This is a genomic window from Campylobacter sp. LR264d (assembly GCF_008633895.1).
Taxonomy (GTDB): domain Bacteria; phylum Campylobacterota; class Campylobacteria; order Campylobacterales; family Campylobacteraceae; genus Campylobacter_D.
Map to the genome: position 1 here is coordinate 34,340 of NZ_VJNT01000021.1, position 22,705 is coordinate 57,044.

The window sequence follows — 22,705 nt, forward strand, 5'->3', positions numbered from 1 at the left end:
TCTATAACTACCATACCCCTAAATGTAGCTTCTGCATCGAAAATAATTTCTCCTTTTGATAATATTTTTAATTGATTTTTATTACCTAAATATATAATTTTATCAATAGTTCCATATTTAGAAAAATATGTTGGCAATGCCAATGAATAAAAATTTTTTGCATAATTTCTACCATAAACACTTTACCGATACAGCTTTCTTATAAATTTTGTTCTCTACTAAATTTAAAGTCCCATTCTTCAAAATTATTATAACCATATTTATAATTTTTTATCAAGAATGCAATATATTTAAACTCCTTAGAATAAACTCCAGTATCTAAAGCGTCCACTTGTTTGCAAATCTTTTGTAGTTGGTTCTTGATAGATAAATTTATGTTCTTTTTGATTGTTTAAAAGCTCATTTTTTATAAGTTTTAAATTTGTTTGTGTCGTTCCTTGATTAACTTTTCTTTTTTTTATGATGGACTTTGTTATGGTTTCTATGAAAGTTATAGTTTGGTCAGCATTATGATTTGGAAAAGAAATTTTACAATCTAAAAATAATGTTTTTGCGTATCTTATTGTAGCACCCTTTGAAACCATAAAATCTAATTGTTGCCTAAAAATACCATGTTTTATCATTGCTAAAATATAAAATTTATATTTTGTAATAGGAAGTTTATACAATGCACCCGATAATATAGCATTTGGATAATTTTTTTCAAGTATAACTACTTCGCCAATATTGCTATCTTTTTAAATAATTATGTCATTTTCTTTTAAATTCATATCGATAAAAGCTTGTGACATAATATACTCGCTCGCACTTTTTTCAAGGTTTAACAAAAATGAATGCTCTTATAAAGCCCTACTTTTAATAAAAAAATATTTTGATGATTTTGCATAAGCTAATGAACCTACTTTATAGCCTAAATCTTGCCTTAATAAATTTCTATCTAAAAGTTCTTTAAGAGATTTTAAATTGTAATTTTTTACAATTAAACATTTATAAGCATTGCTTGAAAGATTACAATAATTTTGCATAATATCCTTATAATTTATAATACTTGGTATATCAATAAATGATTTCATTGTAAGCTTATTTTTCCTTTATAAAAATATCTTGCAGGTCTTGTTCTTGTCCTAGACACCATTTTTTAAACTCAAGTATGGTTTGAGTAAAATCTTCATCAATCATAGCCTTACCATTTTCATATATGATTATCTCAAAATTTTCAAGATTTATTTTATATATTGATTGAAAAAATTTATTTCTATTTTTGGTTACTACCTTATATCCTAAATTTTCTATGTTTTTTACAAAAACTTGATAATTATTTTGCTGTAAATTTAATAATATTTCCTGTCTAGGCTTATAAACAACAATTATTGTTGTATTTACTCCTGTTTCAGCAAAGGCATTTGAAGACAAATCAAACAAAGCAACAATTCTCATATTTTTCATTAGCCACTCTCTTACTTTTATATGAGTATCAATGCTTACTATTGAATTTGATAAAACTATGCCAAGTATGCCATTTTCATTTAAAATTCTATAAGCATTTTCTAAAAACAAAATTTCTAAGTTAGTAGGGTCATCTTGTGTGTATAAATTCCAAGTTTCATAACAGCTTATTATCTCTCTCGTTTCGTGGGTAAAATGCCCTTTCTTGTCCAAAAGGTGGATTTGTCAAAACTACATCAAATTTTTTAAGTGCTTTATCATCAGCCCTATTATCCCAAAGCCCGTTAATATTTATATTTGGGTCAAGTTTTATTATATTATTTTCTTTATCAAATTTATAAAGTATAGAACCTAAATCACTTCTTTGTTCTATGTTTGCATTTCCATCACCATTTAAAAGCATATTTAGCGTAGCAAGTTTAACCATATCAGAATCAATATCCATTCCAAAGATATTATTATCATCTAATTTACTGCTAGAATTCACATAAGAAATCGATAAAAAATCCGCAATCCCAGCAGTTGGGTCAATTATAATTTCATCATTTATTGGATTAACTATTTTTACTAAAAAATCAATAACAGGAATAGGTGTTAAAATTGCCCATTTATACCTTTTGCAAAATGTGAAGCAAAATTACTAAAAATTAATTGATATAAGTCAGTTTTGTATGATTTTACAAATGAGTAATCTTGAAATTCTTTAACAACGCTAACTAAAACTTTTGTATGGTTATTATTTTTAAAATCCAATTCTTTTTCTTTTAAAATACGGCGATGATTGCCACTTGCATCATCAACAATCTTTTCAATACGTTTTATAAAGTTCATAAAAATTTTTATCTGAAATATTTGTATAGTTTTTCTAATCTTTTGTAATGTAAAATTTTAGATATAAATTACTATTTTTTTCAACTCTTTTTTCATTAAAAATTCTAATTGCTAGAATTTGAATTAAAATAGAATAACCTTTTTGATTAGTTAAGCTACCTTATCCATAGCTTCTAAGATATTATGCATAGCGTTACTTATTTGAGTAGAATGAATACCTGAAATAGTATCTAAATCTTTTAATATTCTTTTATCTCTTTGTAATTGTTTTGATTGTGTTTGATTTAACAAATCTGTAAAATTTGGAATATACTCATAAGGGTCGGTTAAGTGTAGATTTAAATCTTTTGTTTTTGAGTTATAACCAAGTGAATTAAATTCTTCTACGTAACGCAAAAATTTATTATTTACCTTTTTAAATAAAAATAATTTTTCACTATCATAATAAATTCCAAGGCAAAAATCTCTTTCACTTTCTTTTAAATAAGACTTTACTTGCTTTTCATAAATTTCTTGTACACTTTTTCCATTATTTTTTTTAAACTCAATTATTGCAATAATATGCTGTTTAAGCCATTCTAAATCATCTATATCATTATTTTTTGATAATTTTGATATTTTTCAAACCAAGTTTTATCATCAAAAATACAAGCATCTATTTTTATTGATTTACTATCTTTATTGCCCTTTGGCAAATGTTATTTCTGTGCCTATAAATTCTTTTGTGTAAAGACCTGAATTTGTTATACTATAAAGAAATTGCTATTTATAAAATTGTTCTATTTCATTTGTTTTTGCTTTGTTTAGTAAATTAACATTTTTATCTAATGTTAAATGTTCTGGCAAAAAGGCTTTGTAATTAGTGTTCTTTTTATTTTTTCATCAAATTCTTGTTTGCATTGCAAAAAATTAATATTTTAGTTTCCTTTTTTGCTAGTTATAAATTTATTTGAAATTTCGCTACCTTAATTATTATTTTTAATTAAAAAATTTTATCAAATTAAAGTTTCAAAATTTTATAACTAGTAAAAATTAAATACTTTTTTAGCTTTCTTATTTTAAAAATTTATAAAAAAGCGTTAAAAAAAGTCTTTAATTTACTTTATTTTCAATATAATTTTGATAAAGTAAATAAATTTATATAAGGAAAGAAAATGCTACCTTTTAACGATGAAGAGCTAATAAATCCTGTTAAATCGAGTCTTGCAAAGAATTTACATATCTTAGAACAAGATGGTGGAGGATTGGAGTTTTTAGGCGTTAAAAATGGCGTTGTCTATGTGCATTTAACGGGTGCTTGTAGTGGCTGTGTGGCAAGTTCAGTTACTTTAAAATATGGGCTTGAAAGGCAATTAAAGATTGATATTCATCCTGATATAAGCTTAATAAATTTAAATGGTGGGAAAGATGAGTTCGCAAAATTATAAAAAATTAGCTATAAAACACTTTTATAATAAAGATTTTAACACAGCTAGAACCTATTTTTGCCTAGCTTATGAAAGACGTCCAAATAAACGTTTATTAAATTTCATAGACCTTTGCAATTTGGCCTTTAAAGCTCCAAAAGAAGCCTTTTTACTATTTGAGTTTTACCTTGCTCATTATACAATCCCTAATATAGACAAGGACTTAGCTGAAATTTTAGAAAATGTGGATTTAAGGCAAGAACAAAGAGAACGACAAAACGAGGTTGAAGAAAGCAACGCTCTTTCTTATGGTGATTTTTTGCAAAGCGAAAGAGTACTTGGCTTTAAAAAAAGCTTTGAAAATGTGATTTTTAATACAAAATTGATTATAGATAATAAAGATGATTTTTTAGATTTTTTAGAAAAACTTTTTGATAATGGCTATAAGGATATAGTTTTTACCTATCTTGAAAATGTATCGCCACATTTATGGTCAAATGAACGTTTTATGAGATTGCATAAAAAACTTATAGGATTAAAAAAGTGATTATAAAACTTTCAAATTCTTTTATTAGTGATAATTCTAAAGAATGTGTTAAAGATTCATTTTTTTTAAAAAGCTTTCAAAATGCTAGTTTTGCAGACGAGGCTAAAAATAAGGGTGCCATAATCATAGATATAAAAAAGGCAAAAAAGCTTTTAAATATAGATGAAAATATCAAAATTATAGGCATTACAGGGACAAATGGCAAAACTACAACAGCTGCTGCAATTTATTCTATTTTACTTGATTTAGGATTTAAATGTGGTCTTTGTGGTACAAGAGGGGTTTTTATAAATGATGAACAAATAGCAGACAAAGGCATGACAACCTCGCCACTTTTGCAAACTTTAAGTTTTTTAAAAAGTGCAAGTGAGAGAAAGTGCGATTTTTTCGTTATGGAGGTAAGTTCTCACGCCCTGGTGCAAAAAAGGATAGAAGGGCTTGAATTTAAGGCTAAAATTTACACAAATTTAAGCCAGGACCACTTAGATTTTCATAAAAATTTAAAAGCTTATCAAGAGGCTAAGGAAAGTTTTTTTACTGATGAGAGTTTAAAATTTATAAATAAGGATGCTAAGACTATTAAATTTAATGTTAAAAATTCTATAAGTTATGGCATAGAAAATCCTTCTTTTTATCATATTAAGGCATATTCTTTGCAAGATGGCATTGATGCACTAGTTCAAGCAAGGGATATTAGTTTTCATATAGAATCAAAATTAATAGGACTTTTTAATCTTTATAATCTACTTGTAGCTAGTGCTTGTGTGTATGAATTAACAAAGCCAAATTTAAAAAAATTAGAAAAGGCAATTTCTGGCTTTGGTGGAGTTTGTGGCAGGGTTGAAGAAGTTAGTAAGGGCGTTATCGTGGATTTTGCCCATACACCTGATGGCATTGAAAAGGTGCTTGACTCATTAAAAAATAAGGATTTAATCGTAGTTTTTGGGGCTGGTGGCAATAGAGATAAAAGCAAAAGGCAAATAATGGGTCAGGTTGTTGAACATTATGCAAAAGTTGCTATTATTACAAGTGATAATCCACGCGATGAAAACCCACAAGATATTATAAATGAGATTACAAGGGGTTTTAAAAATGCTGATAGGGCTTTAAAAATTACAGATAGAAAAGAGGCCATTAAAAAGGCTTTAACGCTTAAAGAAAAGGACGATTTAGTAGTTATTTTAGGCAAGGGTGATGAAACTTATCAAGAAATTAAGGGTGTAAAATACCCATTTAGTGATAAGGAAGTAATTTTACAAATCGTTGCAAATCAAGGATAATAAATGTTTGAAAATATGGATTTTTCTAAAATGGGTGAGCTTTTAAGTCAGGTTCAAGAAAAGGCAAAGAGTTTAGAATTGGAACTTGAAAATCGCGAATTTAGTGCTAAAAGTGGAGCCGGGCTTGTTAAGGTGAGTGCAAATGGCAAGGGTGAAATAATCGATGTTAGCATTGATGATTCTTTACTTGAAGATAAAGAATCACTACAAATTTTATTAATCTCTGCTATAAATGATGTACTAGCCATGGTAGCACAAAATCGCAATAGCCTAACAAGCGATGTTTTAGGTAGCTTAGGGGGAAAATTATGAGAGTATTTTTAGTATTTTTGTTAAGTTTAGGCTTTTTATTTGGCGTTGAAAGACCAAAACTTGAAGACTTTGTTGCTTGTTATGAAAAAAATAAGGCAAGCGTTTTAACCTATGAGGGCTTACCAGCCTTTGCTTTAAGTGAAAATTTGCTAGCTGTTTTAAAACAAGAAAATACAAAGCTTAACAAATATGTAAAGTACGACCCTTTTTTAAATTTGTATCTTGTAAAAACTGAATTTAGCCTTATTCCTACAAGAATGATAGAAGAACAAAATTTAACTCGCAATGATTGGGTAGGTATATTAGACCCTAGCCGTGCCTTTATAGGGCATATTAAGTATCTAGCACAAGATATTAACGAAAAGGACCAGCTTGATTTTACTACAAAAATCGGACTTTTAAATAGTCCTTGTTGTAATATGCTAGGCATTGGGCTTGATAATGGGGCCTTTATAGGCAATAGATACTTAAAACATTTTATGAAGTATAATGATGTCTATTGGGGTGATATAGGCGTTGATTTTGCTGTTAGGGAAAATAAAATTTATGTAAATAGCGTTAGAAAAAACGGGCAATTTTTAATAAATGATGAGATTGTAAGCGTTGATGGAGAGATTGTAAAAGACCTTAGAAAATTAAATGAAAAAGTACTTTTTGCTGATAGAGGTAGTACGCTTTATTTTGGCGTTATAAGGGATAATTTTGATTTAAATATATCAACCTTGGTTACTGAAAAGGATTTAAGTCGTTTTAATTTACCAGATAATAAGCCAAAACCCGTTCCAACAGGATATAGAAGTAATCTTGGCTTACACATTAATAAGGCTTTAGTGGTTACAAAGGTTGATGCAAATTCAAAGGCTTCTTCGGCTGGTTTTATGGTAGGAGATAAAATTTTACGCATTAATAATAAAGTAGTAACAAGTACTCAAAATATCCAAGATATACTAGCAAATGGTAATGATTTTAATGTTTTAGTAGAAAGAAAAAGAGAAAAATTACCCTTGCATGGCTATGGTGATAGTATAGGAATTTACGCAGACAAGGGCGATGGTAAATTTCAATTTTTCATAAGGTTAAATAAGTGATAAAGACACTTTTTACCCAGCATTTAAAGCACAATTTACCCTTTGTAAAAAGCTTTCACCCCTTTTTTAATAAAGCACTTTCTCAAATGCTTGAAAGTGGTGGAAAACATTTTCGTGCCCAACTCTTACTTGGCGTAGTTAATGTAAAGTATCCAGAATATCTAAAAAAAGCACTTGATGCAGCACTAGCCTTAGAATTTATCCATACTTATTCACTTATACATGATGATTTACCTGCTATGGATAATGCAGATTTAAGAAGAGGAATTGCCACTTTGCATAAAACATATGACGAATCAAGTGCTATTTTAGTAGGAGATGGCTTAAATACCGAGGCTTTTTTGGTACTTTCAAAGATGAAAATTAAAAAAAGCATTAGATTAAAGCTTATAAAAACGCTTAGTTTTAACGCGGGAATTAACGGCATGGTGTTAGGACAAGCCTTAGATTGCTATTTTGAAAATAAAAAACTTGATTTAGAGTCTTTAAAATTTTTACACATTCACAAAACTGCAAAATTAATAGCAGCAAGTTTAAAAATGGGTGGGCAAATTTGCAAACTTAGCAAAAAAGAAAATAAAAAGCTTTATAACATAGGCTTAAAATTAGGACTTGCCTTTCAAATAAATGATGATATCATAGATGCTACAATGTCTAGTTCTCAAAGTGGCAAAACTAGTTTAAATGATAGTGATAAAAATTCCTTTGTAAATTTATTAGGACTTGAAGAAGCGAAAAATAGCCTTGAAAGCTTAAAAAATGAATGTTTTCTTTCTTTAAAAGAAGTAGATAAAAATATAGGTCTTATGATAAAAGAACTAATCAAACAATATTTATGAGGATAATTAATGCAAACACAAATTCTAGCTTTACAAGCAAATACTTTAAGATTTTTAAGTACAGATATGATAGAAAGGGCAAATAGTGGCCATCCAGGGGCACCCCTTGGCTTAGCTGATATAATGGCAGTTTTAAGCTATCATTTAGTGCACAATCCTAAAAATCCACACTGGCTAAATCGCGATAGATTAATTTTTTCAGGAGGACATGCAAGCGCCCTACTTTATAGCTTTTTACATTTAAGTGGCTATGATTTAAGCTTAGATGATTTAAAAAATTTTAGACAACTTCACTCAAAAACCCCGGGTCACCCTGAAATTTCAACTCCTGGCGTAGAAATTGCTACAGGTCCCTTAGGTCAAGGCGTGGCAAATGCAGTTGGCTTTGCTATGGCGGCTAAAAAGGCTGTAAATTTACTTGGCGATGAACTTATCAATCATAAAATTTATTGTTTGTGTGGGGATGGCGATTTACAAGAAGGAATAAGTTATGAAGCCTGTTCGATAGCAGGTTTACACAAGCTTGATAATTTAATAATAATTTATGATAGCAATGAAATTTCAATAGAAGGCAATGTAAATTTAGCCTTTAATGAAGATATTAAACAAAGATTTATAGCACAGAACTTTGAAGTATTTAGTATAAATGGTCATGATTATGATGAGATAGATAAAACCTTAAATTTAGCAAAAAAAGCCTTAAAACCTGTATTAATCATAGCAAAAACAACCATTGCTAAAGGGGCTTTAGAACTTGAAGGAAGTCATAAAAGCCACGGAGCTCCCCTTGGGGCTGATTTGATTAAAAGGGCTAAGGAAAAACTAGACTTTAAGGATGAATTTGAGATTGATGAAAGTGTTAGACTGCGTTTTGAAAGTGCTATTGAAAGAGGTGATTTAGAAGAAGCAAAGTGGAATAAAATTTTAAAAGAAAATGGTAAAGAAAACCTTTTAAACGAACTTTTAAAACCAAATTTTAATGATATTAAATTGCCAGATTTAAAGGGACAAGATATGGCGACAAGGGATAGCAATGGCTTAATAATTAACGAGATTGCTAAACAATTAATAGGTTTTTTAGGTGGAAGTGCAGACCTCGCCCCTTCAAATAAGACAGAATTAAAACAAATGGGCGATTTTGTAAGTGGTAAAAATATTCATTTTGGCATTAGAGAACACGCCATGGCTGCCATTAATAATGCCTTTGCAAGATATGGAATTTTCTTACCTTTTTCGGCTACCTTTTTTATTTTTAGTGAGTATTTAAAACCTGCTGCAAGACTTGCTGCTTTAATGAAATTAAAACACTTTTTTATATTTACGCACGATAGCATAGGCGTTGGAGAAGATGGCCCTACTCACCAACCTATAGAACAATTAAGCACATTTAGGGCTATGCCAAATTTCTTAAGCTTTCGTCCGGCTGATGGTCTTGAAAATGTAAAAGCTTGGGAGATAGCTTTAAAAAGTAATTGTCCTAGTGCTTTTGTTTTATCTCGCCAAAAGCTTAAAGCCTTGCCTAATAGCGTATATGGCGATATTAGCAATGGAGCTTACTTAATAAAAGAACATGAAAATGCAAAATTTAGCCTTCTTGCAAGTGGTAGTGAGGTAAATCTTTGTTTAGAAGTGGCAAAGGAACTTGAAAAAAAAGAAATTTCATGCAATGTAATATCCATGCCTTGTTATGAACTTTTTGAAAGACAAGATAAAGCTTATAAACAAAGACTTTTAAAGGGCTTAGTAATAGGCGTTGAGGCCGCAAATTCAAAAGAACTTTATCAATTTTGCGACAAGCTTTATATTATAGAAAGCTTTGGAGAAAGTGGCAAGGATAAAGACGTGTTTGAGTATTTTGGATTTAGCAAAGAAAAGCTTTTAAACTTTGTACTTAAAAATTAATTCTTAATTAATAATTTTGTAATATACTTTACATTTTTAAAAAAGGATTAAGAAAATGACTTTAAAAAATTTGGAATTTTAAAATTAAAAAATGGCAAATTTTAATATTCAAAACGATAGCTTTTTGCTTTTTGGCAGCTGGGATAAAGATAATATTTATAAACTTGATTTAAAAAATATACTAAGTAAGATTAAAACAAGAAAGCTTATAATTGATTTTAAAAATCTAAAATTTATTGATATGACAGGGGTGAGATTTGTACTTGCCCTTGAAAATGACTTAAAAGCAAAGGGCGTAATGGTTGAGAGAATAAATTTAAACGAAAGGTTTGAAAATCTTTTTTCCCTTTGTCAAAAGCATTTTATACGCGTTAAAAAGATACAAAAAAAGAAAACAAGTATAAAAGAACGTTTTGAAAATTTAGGCATATTAACGCATAATTTATTTAAAATTTTATATAGATTTATTAATTTTATCGGGGCTTTTTTTGCAAGTTTTGCGAGATGCATTAAACATCCTAAACATTTTCGTTTTATTTCTTTTTTATATCACATTGAAACATCTGCCCTTGAAGCCTTACCTATTATTATCTTAACCTCTTTGCTAGTTGGTATTGTTTTAGCCTATCAAGCAGCTAATCAATTACAACAATTTGGGGCAAATATTTTCATAGTTGATTTAATGGGAATTTCAGCCACTAGAGAACTTGCCCCCTTAATAGTAGCTATTGTAATAGCAGGTAGAAGTGCCAGTGCTTATACAGCCCAAATTGGAGTTATGAAAATAACTGATGAGATTGCAGCTATGAATACTATGGGTTTTCGTAGCTTTGAATTTATCATATTGCCTAGAGTTATGGCCCTTGTTATTGCTATGCCTTTAATAGTGGCTGTTGGGGATTTTATAAGCATAGTTGGAGGAATGATAATAGCACAAATTAGCCTTGATGTAAGTGCTATTGAATTTATTCGTAGATTTCACGAGGCAGTGCCCTTAAAACACATTGTAATAGGACTTGTAAAGGCCCCTATTTTTGGCTTTTTAATAGGGCTTATTGCTTGTTTTAGGGGCTTTGAGGTGAAGAATACCACTCAAAGCATAGGAATTTACACTACAAAAAGCGTTGTAAATGCAATTTTTTGGGTGATTGCTTTTGATGCTTTATTCTCAATAGTATTAACAAAAATGGGGCTTTAAATGGTGGTTGTAAGGGCTGAAAATATTAAAACGCGTTTTGGTTCTAAGCTTATACATGATGGAGTAAGCTTTAATATAAAAGAAAATGAAATTTTTGGCATTTTAGGGGGTAGCGGTAGTGGTAAATCTGTGCTTTTAAAGCAAATGTTAATGCTTGAACATTTTGATAGTGGAGAATATGAAATTCTAGGCTATAAATTAAAAAATATAAGTCAAAAAAACGCCTTAAAATTGCAACAAAAATGGGGCGTGGTTTTTCAATTTGCTGCCCTATTTAGCTTTTTTAGCGTCTTTGAAAATATAGCCATACCCTTAAAAGAATATACAAAACTAGATAACATGGCCATTTATGAAATTGTCTTAATGAAGCTTAAAATGGTGGGCTTACAAGAACATGTTTTAAATCTTTATCCTAGCGAATTAAGTGGGGGTATGCAAAAAAGAGTGGCTATTGCTAGGGCTTTAGCACTTGATAGTAAGCTTTTGTTTTTAGACGAGCCAACCTCGGGACTTGACCCTTATAGTAGCCGTGAATTTGATGAGTTAGTTTTAAACCTTAAACATAGTTTTGATTTAAATGTTATACTTGTAACTCACGATAAGAATAGCATGAAAACCCTGCTTGATAGATTTATCATTTTAGAAAATAAAAAAGTAGGATTTATAGGAACTTGTGAGGAGTTAGAGGAACAAAATGAAAGACTTTTTAAGAAATTTATGGAGTAAAAATGGAAAACAAGGCTAATTATTTTTTCGTAGGACTCTTTGTTTTTGGAGTGTTTTTTGCAAGTTTAGGCATTATGCTATGGCTTGGTGATTATGGAGAAAAAAAAGAAATTTTTGATTATTATGAAATTTATACAGAAGAATCTGTTTCAGGGCTTAATATAAAATCACCTGTTAGACTTTTGGGCGTTGAAGTTGGTAATGTTGAAAAGATTGATTTTTTCACAAATGAAGGTCTTAAAATAAAAATTTTAATAAAGGTTAAAGAAAATATCCCTGTGAAAGAAGATACCTATGCAAGTCTTGAAACTACTGGTATTACAGGGCTTAAATATATACAACTTCAAGGAGGAACTAGAGAAAGCAATATGCTTACTAGCGTTAGTGGGGCCTTGCCTGTTATAAAAATGAAAGATAGTTTCTTTAAAAAGCTTGATGCACAGGGCGAGCATGTATTTTCTTTGATTAAAAAAACCGAAGAGGCCTCTAAACAATTACTTAGCGATAAGAATTTAAAAAATATAGAAATTTTATTATACAACATAGCTGAATTTAGTCAAAATCTAAACGCTCATTCAAAGGACCTTTCAAAGAATTTAACCACTTTGAGTGCTAAATTTATAGTAATGTCTGATAATATTTCTGCTTTGAGTAAAAAGCTACAAACTAGCTTAGATAGCGTGGATAAGGGCATTAATTCTATTAATGAATTTACTACAAAGGCTAGTAAAAAGCTTGATTCTTATGATAGCATTCGCTATAGCTTAACACAGGATTTAGAACTTTTAAAAAATGTGTTGCAAAATGCAAATTCTTTATTAATGCAACTACAAAAAAGCCCATCAAATTTGATATTTAAAGAAACAAAAACAAAATTAGCCCCAGGAGAAGAATAATGAAAAAATTTTTAATAGTACTTATAAGCTTAGTTTTTATATCTTGTTCTATCAAGGATGCACCTCAAGTTGATAAAACTCAAATTCTACGTCTTAAAAGTGAAAGTACATTAAATCTAAATAACACAAATAAAAGCATTAAAATTTTAACCCCTTCCATGCCTTCAATGTTAAATTCTAAGGATATTATATACGAACAAAATGGCATTATGCAAACTTGGGCTTATCACTTTTTTGAAGATACACCAGCTAAAATTATCACTTCTTTTTTGATTCAAAAAGCAACTAGTGGCTTTAAAGTGGTACTTAGTCAAGATAGCATTGTACAAAGTGATTTTATACTCGAAAGTAGACTTAATGATTTTACTCAAATTTATAATGAAAATGGTGAAAGTTATGTGCGTATAAGTATGGATATTACTTTAATTGATTCTAAAAATTTACAAGTAATTTTAAGTAAAAATTATATTAATGAACATGAAAAATTAGAAAATGATAATGTCAATTCTTTAAGAAAGGCCTTTGAGAATGCCTTAAATTCCATTACTAATTCTATTATTAAAGATTGTTCTTTAATGACTAGTAAAAATTAGGAACACTTATTGCTTTTTTAAAAACAAATGCAACTTTGAAGGATGAAAAATGAATGAGTTAGATGTTTTAAAAAAGCACTTAGGTGATGTTGATAATATAGGCGTATTTAAGGCTAAGCAAATTTGTTCTCAAATTAGCGATGCAAATGATTTTATAGGGGCTTTACAGGTTTTAGATATAGCCTTGAAAAAAATTCATACTAGCCTTAGTCAAAGGATTGATGAAAGCCTTGATGATATGCAAAAAAGGACCCTTGATGCTGATGCGTCTTCTATTATACAAAATTGTTCTTTTATGGGAACTGCTTTATTTGATAATGTCTTTAGCGTTTATGTGAGAAAGCAAAATTTTGAATTTGAGATTGCAAACCCCTTATTAGTGCTTGAAAAAAGCGATTATAACGGCGTTTTGGCCTATATAGAAGATAAAAGAGAAGAAATTTCAAATATCTTAGTTGATGTTACTATGGCTATTACTTTGGGACTTGATTTTTCAAATGCTGGTGTCTTTGAAGAAAAACAAACACAAAAATTTGACCTTAAAAATATTTTTGCTACTAAATAACCTTGCAAATTAGCAAGGTTATAATTCTTATCAAAATTTACATGTTAAATTAACTTTTCTTAAATAAACTTAAAGCCCTTAAAATATTATGTTAAACTTACAAATTTTATAAAATATTAAGCGATAACTTTGTATAAGTTCTCTTTAGAATAAAGAAAACCTTTATCAAAATTGAAAGAAGTTATATGAATATTTATTTTGTGCATTTCATAAGTTTTTTTATGCCACTTTTTATTTTTGTAAGTTTAATAGTGCCTAAAAAAGCTGTTTTAAATAATTTTTTAGCCTTATTTTTAGGTGTTTTATTTTCATATTTTGCATTTTTTATAGCAGCCCAGTTTCTAAAAACGCAAAATTTAGCCTTTGTTTTTAACTTTGTTTTTATTGTAACTTGCCTTTTTACCCCTATTTTGTTTTTTTGGCAAAATAAAATTTTATCTTATATAATAAGCTTTTTACTTAGCTTTTGCTTAGTGCTTGGATACTATACAATTTCACAAGACTTTCCTATTTTTAGTACCTCCTTACTTGATAGCGTTGCCATTTCTTCGCTTGGTTTTATAGGTCTTGGCATGGTTTTTTGTGTAGTGATATTTTTCTTTTTAAAATGGCAAAAAACATACAATAAAACACTTTCTTTTATCTTTTTAATCTTGCTTATCTTATTTGAATTTGACAAGGTTCTAGCTAACATTTTTCTTACCTTAATGAGAAATGATATAATCCCTACTTACTCAGTCTTGCTTAGTTTTGTAGCAAAAAGCCTTTATTTTGGTGGCTTTTTTATATATATTTATCTTTTTTATATAATTTTTCTAGCCTTTTTTACCCTAAGAATTCGCCTAGATATCAATCAAAAAAAGGGCTTTTTAGATAGTGAATTTAGAAAAAAAATAGCTCAAAGAAGCTTTGTAAATAATTATTTTATGTCAATTTTATTTATAAGCCTTTGTTCTTTATTTATCTTAGCTTATTTTCATACTATATCATCAAAACCTATTAAAATAGACCCTCCAACTGAACTTGTACCAAATGAAGAAGGAAATTTTGTCTTTAATGTAGATTTATTAAATGATAATAACCTGCACCGTTTTTCTTATGTAAGTTCAGAAGGCAAGGTAATAAGATTTTTCTTAATAAACAAAAGAGAAGATAAAAGCTCGCCCGTAGCCGTCTTTGATGCGTGTATGATTTGTGGTGATTTAGGCTATATTAAAAAGGGAGGGGAGTTAATTTGTATAGCTTGTAATGTTAGAATTTTCTTACCAAGCGTTGGTAAATTTGGAGGTTGTAATCCAATACCCCTAGAATACAAAGTAGAAAATGGCAAAATAATAATTGCCTTAAAAGATGTGGTAGCTGGGTCAAGTTATTTTAATGAGATTAAGGAGATTGAGGTAAGTGATCCTGTTTCAAAAGAAAAGCTTATTAATCTTAAAGCACCTTATTCTTATTCTTACAAGGGCATTACTTATTATTTTACAAATGAAAAAAATTACGAACTTTTCAAAGAAGACCCTGCTAAATTCGTAGATGAAAATAGTGCTATATTTTTAATTCAAAGGCGCAATGATGTTAGTTAACATGGTAAAAAATTCAATATTTAAAAATAAATTACAAAAATTTCTAGCCTTTTTAACCTGCTTTTTAGCTACCTTATTGATTTGTACTATGCTAAATATTACCCTTAGCATAGGCAATGAAATTACTAAACAATTAAGAAGTTATGGCTCAAATATAGTAGTTTTACCCAAAGGTTCAAGCCTTAGCATAGAAATAGGCAATCAAATTTATGAACCTTTGAAAAATAAAAGCTACCTAGAAGAAAAGGATTTAAAAATCATAAAAGAAATTTTTTGGCAAAACAATATAACGGCCTTTGCTCCTTTCTTAGAAGGAGAACTTAACATAAATGATAAAAAGGCTTTAGTTGTTGGGACATATTTTAATAAAGATATACCCTTGGAAGATGAAGATTTTCAAACAGGCATTAAAACCCTTTATCCCTTTATTGAAATTCAAGGAAAATTAGCTAAGGATGATAGCTTAGAAGAAATTATGCTAGGTGATGAATTTGCTACAAATAATAATCTAAAAATAGGCGATAAACTTTTATTAAACAACAAAGAAGTAGAAGTTGTAGGCATTATTTTACATGCAAACAAGCTTAGCAATAAAATTATCACCTCTTTAAAATTAGCCCAAAATTTATTTGATAAAGAAGGACTTTATGCAAGGGCTGAAGTTTCTGCTTTAACTATACCAGAAGATGATTTAGCAAAAAAAGCAAGAAGAGATGTGGCAAGTTTGGATGCGATTGAACATGATACTTGGTATTGTAGTGCTTATGTTGGTTCTATTGCTTATCAAATAGAAGAAGAATTGCCAGGAGTTAGTGCAAAGCCTTTAAATTCCATTAGCGATGCAGAAAGTTTAGTGGTTAAAAAAATTCAATCCTTAATGGGTGTTACAAGCTTAATTTGCATTATAGTAGCTAGCATTGCAATTGCTAGTTTAATGAGTTCTGAGATAAATTCACGCAAAAAAGAAATAGGACTTTTAAAGGTTTTAGGGGCAAACACCTTTCAAATTTATTTAATCTTTGCTAGTGAAAATCTCATTGTAGCCTTAGTCGCAGCAATTTGTGGCTTTATTTGTGGTATAGGAATTTCAGAATTAATAAGCTTTAATATATTTGGTTATTTAATACAAATTTCTTTTATAGCCCTGCCTTTAAGTTTAATCTTTGCAGGTTTTATTGCGATTTTGGGTTGTTTGTTACCTATTAAAAGCATTATGGGCTTATCGGCTTGGGAGGTGCTTTGTGGCAGGTAAATTTTTTATAACAGAAATTCTAAAAAGCCTTAGTTTTTCTTATCATAGGCTTTTTATAGTATTTTTATCAATCTTTATAGGGGCTATGGTAAGTTCAGCATTTTTAAATATTTATTTTGACATTGATATAAAGCTTTCAAAGGAGTTAAAGGCGTATGGAGCTAATATTAGCATTACTTCAAAGGACATTGAAAGAAATTTTATAGATAATGATGAGTTTAACACCATAAAAGAAAGCTTAAAAGCAAGGGCTATAACGCCTTTTTTATTTGATTTTTTAAATTTAGGAAGTACGAGTGGCATTGTTTTAGGTACTGATTTTCGCTCTTTAAAGGTTACAAAGCCCTTTTTAGAGGTTAAGGAAGGAAGTTTTAATCTAAGCGATTTTAATGATGATACTTGCTTTTTAGGCATTGACTTAGCAAAAAGCTTACAAGCAAAGGTTAGAAATAGCATTCAAATTTATAATCCTAACACTTCAAAAAGCGTTAAACTAGTGGTTAAAGGAATTCTATCAAGTAGCGATGAATTTGATTCTTTATTAATAGCCCCTTTAAAAATAGTTCAAAATTTAAGCAATATAAGTGGGATTAATTACGCAACTGCCGTGCTTGATGGTTCTTTTGAACAAATTAACGATAAAACTGCAAAGCTAAGTAATGATTTAATAAGCATAAAGCCTATTTCATCAGTATCACTAAGCGAGGCCATGGTACTAGATAAAATTAAGGCCTTAATGTTTTTAATAATATTAATTATTTTAGTAATAGTTACAACAAGCGTAAATACCACGCTTAGTTCTATTATTTTTTCAAGAAAAAAAGAAATAGCTCTGCGTTTAGCCCTTGGTGCTAAAAAAAATGAAATTTTAAAACTTTTTTCAAGCGAGTATGCTGTATTAGCCCTTATTTCTAGCATAATAGGGGCAAGTTGTGGGATATTTTTAGCAAACATTTTTGGTTATATGATTTTCAATGCAAGTATTGATTTTAGATTTTTTGCCTTAATTTTAGCAGTGTTAATATCTTTGATATTTTCAGCATTTGCAGCCTATTTTCCTATTAAAAAGGCTTTAAAAATCAATGTTTGCGATAATTTAAAAGGAGAATAAGTGAAAGAAATTATTAAAATTCATAATTTAAATAAAAAATTTGGCAAGGTAAAGGCCTTAAATAATATAAATTTAAGTGTTTATGAAGGGGAGTGGTTAGCCATTATGGGACCTTCTGGCAGTGGAAAATCCACGCTTTTAAATATTTTATCCTTAATGGATTCTCCAAGTAGTGGAGAGTATATATTAAATGATAAGCATTTGCAGGATTTAAGTGAAGAACAAAAAATCATTATTAGACGCGAAAAAATCGGTCTTGTCTTTCAACAATTTCACTTAATCCCCTATCTTAGTGCCTTAGAAAATGTAATGTTAGCACAATATTATCACTCAAGCCCTGATGAAGAAGATGCTAAAATGATGCTTGAAAAAGTAGGACTTTCTCATAGAATTTCTCACTTACCAAGCCAATTAAGTGGAGGGGAACAACAAAGAGTTTGCATAGCAAGGGCCTTGATAAATAATCCTGATATTATTTTAGCTGACGAACCAACCGGTAACTTAGACGAGACAAATGAACAAATCGTGCTTAACACATTAAAAGAACTTAAAAAAGAAGGTAAAACTATAATCTTAATCACGCATAATCCTGAGCTTGCAGAAAGTGCTGATAGGAGCATACACCTTCATCATGGTATAATGCAATGAAAAAAATTATTTTATCCTTTTTATGCGTATTTTTTTGTGCTTGTTTTAATGAAGAAAGTGTAGGAAAGGTAGGAAGTAAATCAATTGAAATTTTAGCTAAAAATATGCAGGGTGAAAACATTAAACTAAGCAATTCAAAGGCAAATTTAAAGGTCTTAGTTTTTTTTCAAAATGGCTGTTCATCTTGCCTTGAAGAATTACCAAGGCTTGATAAATTCGTGCTTGATAATAAAAACAAAATAGAAGTTTTTGCTATAAATTCAACCGATAGCAAGGAAGTAGTACAAGTAATAGCCGAACAATTAGGGCTTAAAAATGTGTATATTTTAAAGGATGATTTAAAGCTAACCTCGCAAAAATATGGCATTTACGCAACCCCCACTACAATTATAATTAAAGATAATCTCATAAAAGAAAGAATTCTAGGAGAAAAACCTTGGAAAAATATAGAATCAAAGCTTGTATCCTTTCTTTAATACTCATTTTTTTAAGTGCTTGTAGTGAAGAATTTAAAAGCATAAATACTAATGAAAGATTAGCATTTTCTTATAATGGCTTTGAAAAAACCTTGAGTTTAAATTCTAAATTAGATAATTTTTTGCTAGTTTTTTTTACTAAAGAATGCAATGTTTGCAATGAACAAATTCCTATTTTAAAAGACTTAGCCTTGAAAAATGATTTAAAAATTTTTCTTATTTTAGACGGGATTAAGGATGAAAACGAAGCTAGAATTTGGAGCAAAAAAAAGGATTTAAAATTAAGCACCTTTTATGAAAAAAGGGCTGGGAAATTTTTTTCAAGTGTGGTTAATGGAGTGTATGGAGTGCCCGTTTTAAGCGTGTTTAAAAATGGAAAAATGAGTGATAAATTCATAGGCTTAACACCTTTGTCTGTACTTGAAAAATCACTTTTTGAATTTAGCTAAATAATAGGCTAAATTTAATAAAAACTTTGTAAACAGCTTGACAAGAACATACTTTTTTAATATAATACAACTTTTATTCTGGATTAGCTCAGCGGTAGAGTAGTCGGCTGTTAACCGATTGGTCGTAGGTTCGAATCCTACATCCAGAGCCACTTTTAAAATTTTAATAATATCCAACACACATTGTATCAGTGATTTTAATGCGTTTTTCAAAGGGTGCAGGGCTAAAAAAATGGCATTTTTCTATATAAATATGCTTGTTATATTCAAGCCCTAAAAAATCATAAAAGGCCTTTAAATTTACAAATTTAATCCCACAAAGTTCTTTTATATCCAAAAGCTTATAAATGGCTGAATTATTTTTTGCTACAAGGTGAGATGGGGCTAAGGTAGTAAAAGAACAAAAAGCACTAGCTAGGACATAACCACTTAAATCATCGCATTTTAAAAGGGCATTTTTATGTTTTTCAAGTATATAATTTTTATGTAAAAAAATGATTCTTGTACCTTGATATCTTCCAACTTGAACCTTTTTCCAAAATTTATAAGCGTTTTTAGAAATACTAGCAAGTTTATGGAATTGAGCGTTTAAAATGTAATTGTCTAAAAATTCATTAGGAGGTAAAATAAGGCTTGTCATTTATAACAATCAAGCTTTAAAAGCTTGATTAATCTTCTTTGTCTAAATTTTCTACAGCCTTAGCTGGAAGTTTATCAATAAAGGTCTTTAATTTAAAAGGCACACCCACGCTAATAGCCTCTTTAACTAGTGCCACTGCAGCCTTAGCACGAAATGGAGAATTATTACTATAAGGTGCAAAGAGTCGGTCGGTGATTGCTAGGGCATAGGTTGCTTTTTTTATGCTATCATCGGCAGAATGTGGGGTATTTACAAAACAAATACTTTCTATAAGGCTTTCATCAAAATTCCACCTATGCAATAAAAAGCCTAAAAACGAAATATGATCAACACCTAAAATTTCATTTTCTACCATAGTTATATTTTTAAATTTATTTTTTTCTAAAAGGGCATAAAAAAATTTATCCTTCTTTTCTTGTATTAAAAAATTTGAAAAAACAATGATTCCAAGTCTTAAAAGCATGGCACAAGGAACAAGGGAGCGAGAAAGTCTTACATCTTCTTCGCCTAGCCAATGGGTTATAAAATTTACTTCTTCATTACAATTAGCCAAAAAATCCTGGGTATCTAAGCCATAAGGGCTAACATCAATTTTAAAATTATCTCTTATTGAATTTGCTATAACTATATTTTTAATATTTCCTATACCAAGTAAGGTTATAATTTGAGTAATTGTGGTTATTTCGCTTGTAAAGCCGTAAAATGGCGAATTTGCAAGTTGTAAAAGCTTAGCTGTTACGACAGGGTCAGCTTGTATAATCTGGGCTACTTTTTTAGTATCAACCTCAATCCCAGCCTCATCTGTATATTTTCTAAGTTTCATAACTGTATCAGGCAATGGAGGTAAAACTTCAACACTTTTTAGCAAAAGTTCGTTCATATCTTCATTCATAAATATTTCCTTAAATTGAAATGTATCATTATAGCTAAAATTTGATTTATTTATTATTTTATTTGATTAATTTTATGAAAGATTTTTTTGTAAGTTGATGAGAAAAATTCTCATCAAACACTAAAGAGCTTTTTTAACCTCTTCAACTACCTTTGAAAAAGCATTTAAGTCATTCATAGCTAAATTTGCTAGAATTTTTCTATCAAGTTGAATATTTGCTTTTTTAAGCCCGTTAATGAATTTAGAATAACTTATATTATTAAATCTGCAGGCTGCATTAATGCGAATTATCCACAATCTGCGAAAATCTCTTTTTTTACGTCTTCTATCACGATAAGCATAAACTAAACTTCTTTCAAGCTGTTCTTTTGCCTTTCTAAAATGCTTACGACGTCCGCTATAAAAACCTCTTGCTAGTTTTAGAATTTTTTTATGTCTGCGTCTTCTAACCACGCCTGTTTTTACTCTTGCCATTTTTATCCTTTCATAAAGTGGCGTCCAAATTGGAGCTTTCCCTTATATAAGGGGAGTTTGAATGACCAATGTCAAAAACTTTTTGCTATAAACATAGCATTTTTTCAACTGCCTTTACATTTGTGCTGTGAACATATTTTGTTGTTCTTAAATCACGCATTCTTTTAGCAGGTTTTTTAGTTAAAATATGGCTTCTAAAAGCTGAACCTCTTTTAATCTTGTTTTTACCTACTTTAAAACGTTTAACAGCACTTTTTACGCTTTTCATTTTTGGCATAACTTTTCCTTACAAAATTTGTTTTAAGAAAAAAGGTTAATTTTACTAAATTAATTCTTTTTTTACTCTTAAATGCTTTTTTAAAATTGGCACATTTATTGCTTAATTTTGTTTAGCAATAAGGAGAATGAATGAAAGTTGATTCGGGTTTAAATTATCAAAACGTAGCCTATGCTTATGAGAGTTTAAAGACAAAAAATTCACTAAATAATAAGACAAAAGAAAGCGAAAATAGTGACTTGTATTTTAATTTTAATCAAAATTATGCTAGTGAATTTGGTTTTAGAATCGATGATAATGGCTTTTTTGAAAAAGAATTAAATAAACTAGCAAATATCCCAAATAACTACGATATAAATATTAAAAGCATTAGACTTATCACAAAAGAAATTGCTAGTAAGCAGGATAATATTAATTACGCTCATGTTGATTTACCTCAACTTTTAAATAAATATCACAATGCCCTATCAGCCGTAAATGATGAGTTTAATAGCAATGATGAAAGTTTATTTAACCGGTCTCAAATTAATAGCTTAGCCCAAGGTTTTTCTACTAGTAATGGTGATTTTATGGGTGATATTCAAAGAATTTATAATAATAAAAATGAGCTAAACAAGGCCCTTGAAAAGCAAAATAGTTTAAATACCTTAATGCTTGATAATAAGATTATAAATTTTCATTTTGACAAGGCTGTTAATGATACTTCAAATAATGAAATTTTAAAGCCTTATCTAAATAAAAGTGGTCAAATTTCAAAGTCTGGTTTATTAATGAATTTTATTTATCAAGATATAAAAGAAGCAAATAAAAATGAGTTAAGCTTTTTAAGCGAAGATAATGGGCATGAAAAATTATATAAAATTTTACAGGGTGAAGAAGATATAGAAGAATATGTAAAAAAAAATAACGAAGAACAAATGAGTTTTGATTTATATCTGTATGTAAATAGCGTAGATAAAAACTCAGCATCAAAAGAACAATTATCAAGCCTTTATAATCAATATTTAGCTTATAGCAAGGATTTAGATATAAAGGAATTTGCAGATTCAAGTTCTACTTATCAAATTTATATTGACGGAGTGAAAGCTGAATTTAAAAGCTTAAAAGATGAATACAACGCACAAGATAAAGAAAAATTAGAACAAATAAGCCTACAAAGACAAAACGCCCAAGAAAAATTTATTTATAGAAGACAAAGGCAAGCCAGTGTTGGCAAGGTTTTAAAGGCTTATTATTCTGTAATGAGATAAATTTAATATTTTTTTATTATAATT

Annotated in this window: 29 protein-coding genes and 1 tRNA gene; 20 read left to right on the forward strand and 10 right to left on the reverse strand. The window is 29.2% G+C overall.

Features of this window, described 5'->3' with window-relative positions; genetic code table 11:
- Positions 1-299 precede the first annotated feature (299 nt).
- The 6 genes from FMM56_RS04900 to FMM56_RS04925 all read right to left on the reverse strand — a co-directional run bounded on the left by FMM56_RS04900 (position 300) and on the right by FMM56_RS04925 (position 2,673).
- Entirely contained in the window at positions 300-668 is a 369-nt protein-coding gene (locus FMM56_RS04900; RefSeq protein ID WP_150140748.1) for a hypothetical protein, read from the reverse strand.
- A 171-nt stretch (positions 669-839) separates the two neighbouring features.
- Positions 840-1,073 (reverse strand): hypothetical protein, encoded by a 234-nt coding sequence (locus FMM56_RS04905; protein WP_150140746.1) that lies wholly within the window; start codon positions 1,071-1,073, stop codon positions 840-842.
- Between the two features lie 7 nt (positions 1,074-1,080).
- Complete coding sequence (locus FMM56_RS09200) at positions 1,081-1,659, reverse strand: N-6 DNA methylase (protein ID WP_190318953.1); 579 nt, start codon at positions 1,657-1,659, stop codon at positions 1,081-1,083.
- Positions 1,604-2,047: an N-6 DNA methylase gene (locus FMM56_RS09205; RefSeq protein ID WP_150151091.1), complete on the reverse strand. Its 444-nt coding sequence runs from the start codon at positions 2,045-2,047 to the stop codon at positions 1,604-1,606. Before FMM56_RS09205 ends, FMM56_RS09200 begins: the two co-directional genes overlap by 56 nt.
- The gene (locus FMM56_RS04920; RefSeq protein WP_150151094.1) at positions 2,041-2,277 is read right to left on the reverse strand and encodes a hypothetical protein; all 237 of its coding nucleotides are present in this window, start codon (positions 2,275-2,277) and stop codon (positions 2,041-2,043) included. The genes FMM56_RS09205 and FMM56_RS04920 overlap by 7 nt, the downstream gene beginning before the upstream one ends.
- A gap of 150 nt (positions 2,278-2,427) precedes the next feature.
- Entirely contained in the window at positions 2,428-2,673 is a 246-nt protein-coding gene (locus FMM56_RS04925) for a hypothetical protein (protein ID WP_150140739.1), read from the reverse strand.
- 758 nt (positions 2,674-3,431) lie between these two features.
- Between FMM56_RS04925 and FMM56_RS04930 the strand changes: the two genes are divergently transcribed.
- The 19 genes from FMM56_RS04930 to FMM56_RS05020 all read left to right on the forward strand — a co-directional run bounded on the left by FMM56_RS04930 (position 3,432) and on the right by FMM56_RS05020 (position 19,300).
- Positions 3,432-3,704: a NifU family protein gene (locus FMM56_RS04930; protein ID WP_150140737.1), complete on the forward strand. Its 273-nt coding sequence runs from the start codon at positions 3,432-3,434 to the stop codon at positions 3,702-3,704.
- On the forward strand, positions 3,673-4,230 hold the full coding sequence (locus tag FMM56_RS04935) for a histidine kinase (protein WP_223811471.1): 558 nt from the start codon (positions 3,673-3,675) through the stop codon (positions 4,228-4,230). The genes FMM56_RS04930 and FMM56_RS04935 overlap by 32 nt, the downstream gene beginning before the upstream one ends.
- Positions 4,227-5,510 (forward strand): UDP-N-acetylmuramoyl-L-alanyl-D-glutamate--2,6-diaminopimelate ligase, encoded by a 1,284-nt coding sequence (locus FMM56_RS04940; RefSeq protein WP_150151097.1) that lies wholly within the window; start codon positions 4,227-4,229, stop codon positions 5,508-5,510. The genes FMM56_RS04935 and FMM56_RS04940 overlap by 4 nt, the downstream gene beginning before the upstream one ends.
- 3 nt (positions 5,511-5,513) lie before the next feature.
- Entirely contained in the window at positions 5,514-5,822 is a 309-nt protein-coding gene (locus tag FMM56_RS04945; RefSeq protein ID WP_150140731.1) for a YbaB/EbfC family nucleoid-associated protein, read from the forward strand.
- Complete coding sequence (locus FMM56_RS04950; protein WP_150180548.1) at positions 5,819-6,910, forward strand: PDZ domain-containing protein; 1,092 nt, start codon at positions 5,819-5,821, stop codon at positions 6,908-6,910. The genes FMM56_RS04945 and FMM56_RS04950 overlap by 4 nt, the downstream gene beginning before the upstream one ends.
- The gene (locus FMM56_RS04955; protein WP_150180570.1) at positions 6,910-7,749 is read left to right on the forward strand and encodes a polyprenyl synthetase family protein; all 840 of its coding nucleotides are present in this window, start codon (positions 6,910-6,912) and stop codon (positions 7,747-7,749) included. The genes FMM56_RS04950 and FMM56_RS04955 overlap by 1 nt, the downstream gene beginning before the upstream one ends.
- A gap of 9 nt (positions 7,750-7,758) precedes the next feature.
- Positions 7,759-9,651: a transketolase gene (gene tkt, locus FMM56_RS04960; protein WP_150140727.1), complete on the forward strand. Its 1,893-nt coding sequence runs from the start codon at positions 7,759-7,761 to the stop codon at positions 9,649-9,651.
- A 91-nt stretch (positions 9,652-9,742) separates the two neighbouring features.
- Positions 9,743-10,849, forward strand: a complete 1,107-nt coding sequence (locus FMM56_RS04965) for an ABC transporter permease (protein WP_150207930.1) — start codon at positions 9,743-9,745, stop codon at positions 10,847-10,849.
- 3 nt (positions 10,850-10,852) lie between these two features.
- Positions 10,853-11,575 carry an ABC transporter ATP-binding protein gene (locus FMM56_RS04970; protein ID WP_150140818.1) on the forward strand — a complete coding sequence of 241 codons (723 nt, stop codon included), beginning with the start codon at positions 10,853-10,855 and terminating at the stop codon, positions 11,573-11,575.
- Between the two features lie 2 nt (positions 11,576-11,577).
- Complete coding sequence (locus FMM56_RS04975) at positions 11,578-12,471, forward strand: MlaD family protein (RefSeq protein ID WP_150151105.1); 894 nt, start codon at positions 11,578-11,580, stop codon at positions 12,469-12,471.
- Positions 12,471-13,064, forward strand: coding sequence for an ABC-type transport auxiliary lipoprotein family protein (locus FMM56_RS04980; RefSeq protein WP_150140721.1), 594 nt, complete (start codon positions 12,471-12,473; stop codon positions 13,062-13,064). The genes FMM56_RS04975 and FMM56_RS04980 overlap by 1 nt, the downstream gene beginning before the upstream one ends.
- 49 nt (positions 13,065-13,113) lie before the next feature.
- Complete coding sequence (locus FMM56_RS04985) at positions 13,114-13,629, forward strand: flagellar FLiS export co-chaperone (protein ID WP_150180550.1); 516 nt, start codon at positions 13,114-13,116, stop codon at positions 13,627-13,629.
- A 185-nt stretch (positions 13,630-13,814) separates the two neighbouring features.
- Positions 13,815-15,212: a Fe-S-containing protein gene (locus tag FMM56_RS04990; RefSeq protein ID WP_150151111.1), complete on the forward strand. Its 1,398-nt coding sequence runs from the start codon at positions 13,815-13,817 to the stop codon at positions 15,210-15,212.
- Complete coding sequence (locus tag FMM56_RS04995) at positions 15,202-16,464, forward strand: ABC transporter permease (protein WP_150140715.1); 1,263 nt, start codon at positions 15,202-15,204, stop codon at positions 16,462-16,464. The genes FMM56_RS04990 and FMM56_RS04995 overlap by 11 nt, the downstream gene beginning before the upstream one ends.
- The gene (locus FMM56_RS05000; protein ID WP_150140713.1) at positions 16,454-17,575 is read left to right on the forward strand and encodes an ABC transporter permease; all 1,122 of its coding nucleotides are present in this window, start codon (positions 16,454-16,456) and stop codon (positions 17,573-17,575) included. The genes FMM56_RS04995 and FMM56_RS05000 overlap by 11 nt, the downstream gene beginning before the upstream one ends.
- Positions 17,576-18,223, forward strand: a complete 648-nt coding sequence (locus tag FMM56_RS05005) for an ABC transporter ATP-binding protein (protein WP_150151114.1) — start codon at positions 17,576-17,578, stop codon at positions 18,221-18,223.
- Positions 18,220-18,699: a TlpA family protein disulfide reductase gene (locus tag FMM56_RS05010; RefSeq protein ID WP_150140709.1), complete on the forward strand. Its 480-nt coding sequence runs from the start codon at positions 18,220-18,222 to the stop codon at positions 18,697-18,699. The genes FMM56_RS05005 and FMM56_RS05010 overlap by 4 nt, the downstream gene beginning before the upstream one ends.
- Positions 18,660-19,148 carry a thioredoxin family protein gene (locus FMM56_RS05015; RefSeq protein WP_150151117.1) on the forward strand — a complete coding sequence of 163 codons (489 nt, stop codon included), beginning with the start codon at positions 18,660-18,662 and terminating at the stop codon, positions 19,146-19,148. Before FMM56_RS05010 ends, FMM56_RS05015 begins: the two co-directional genes overlap by 40 nt.
- Positions 19,149-19,225: 77 nt before the next feature.
- Positions 19,226-19,300 (forward strand) — tRNA-Asn (locus tag FMM56_RS05020).
- 11 nt (positions 19,301-19,311) lie between these two features.
- Here FMM56_RS05020 and cheQ read toward each other — a convergent pair.
- From cheQ to rpmI, 4 genes are all read right to left on the reverse strand, one after another.
- Positions 19,312-19,788: a cheVAW transcriptional regulator CheQ gene (gene cheQ / locus FMM56_RS05025; RefSeq protein ID WP_150207932.1), complete on the reverse strand. Its 477-nt coding sequence runs from the start codon at positions 19,786-19,788 to the stop codon at positions 19,312-19,314.
- Positions 19,789-19,816: 28 nt separating this feature from the next.
- Positions 19,817-20,680 carry an HDOD domain-containing protein gene (locus tag FMM56_RS05030; protein WP_150207935.1) on the reverse strand — a complete coding sequence of 288 codons (864 nt, stop codon included), beginning with the start codon at positions 20,678-20,680 and terminating at the stop codon, positions 19,817-19,819.
- Positions 20,681-20,800: 120 nt separating this feature from the next.
- Positions 20,801-21,154, reverse strand: a complete 354-nt coding sequence (gene rplT / locus FMM56_RS05035; RefSeq protein ID WP_150207937.1) for a 50S ribosomal protein L20 — start codon at positions 21,152-21,154, stop codon at positions 20,801-20,803.
- 85 nt (positions 21,155-21,239) lie between these two features.
- Positions 21,240-21,431 carry a 50S ribosomal protein L35 gene (gene rpmI, locus FMM56_RS05040; RefSeq protein WP_150140699.1) on the reverse strand — a complete coding sequence of 64 codons (192 nt, stop codon included), beginning with the start codon at positions 21,429-21,431 and terminating at the stop codon, positions 21,240-21,242.
- Between the two features lie 131 nt (positions 21,432-21,562).
- Between rpmI and FMM56_RS05045 the strand changes: the two genes are divergently transcribed.
- Positions 21,563-22,681 carry a hypothetical protein gene (locus FMM56_RS05045; protein ID WP_150207939.1) on the forward strand — a complete coding sequence of 373 codons (1,119 nt, stop codon included), beginning with the start codon at positions 21,563-21,565 and terminating at the stop codon, positions 22,679-22,681.
- Positions 22,682-22,705 lie beyond the last annotated feature (24 nt).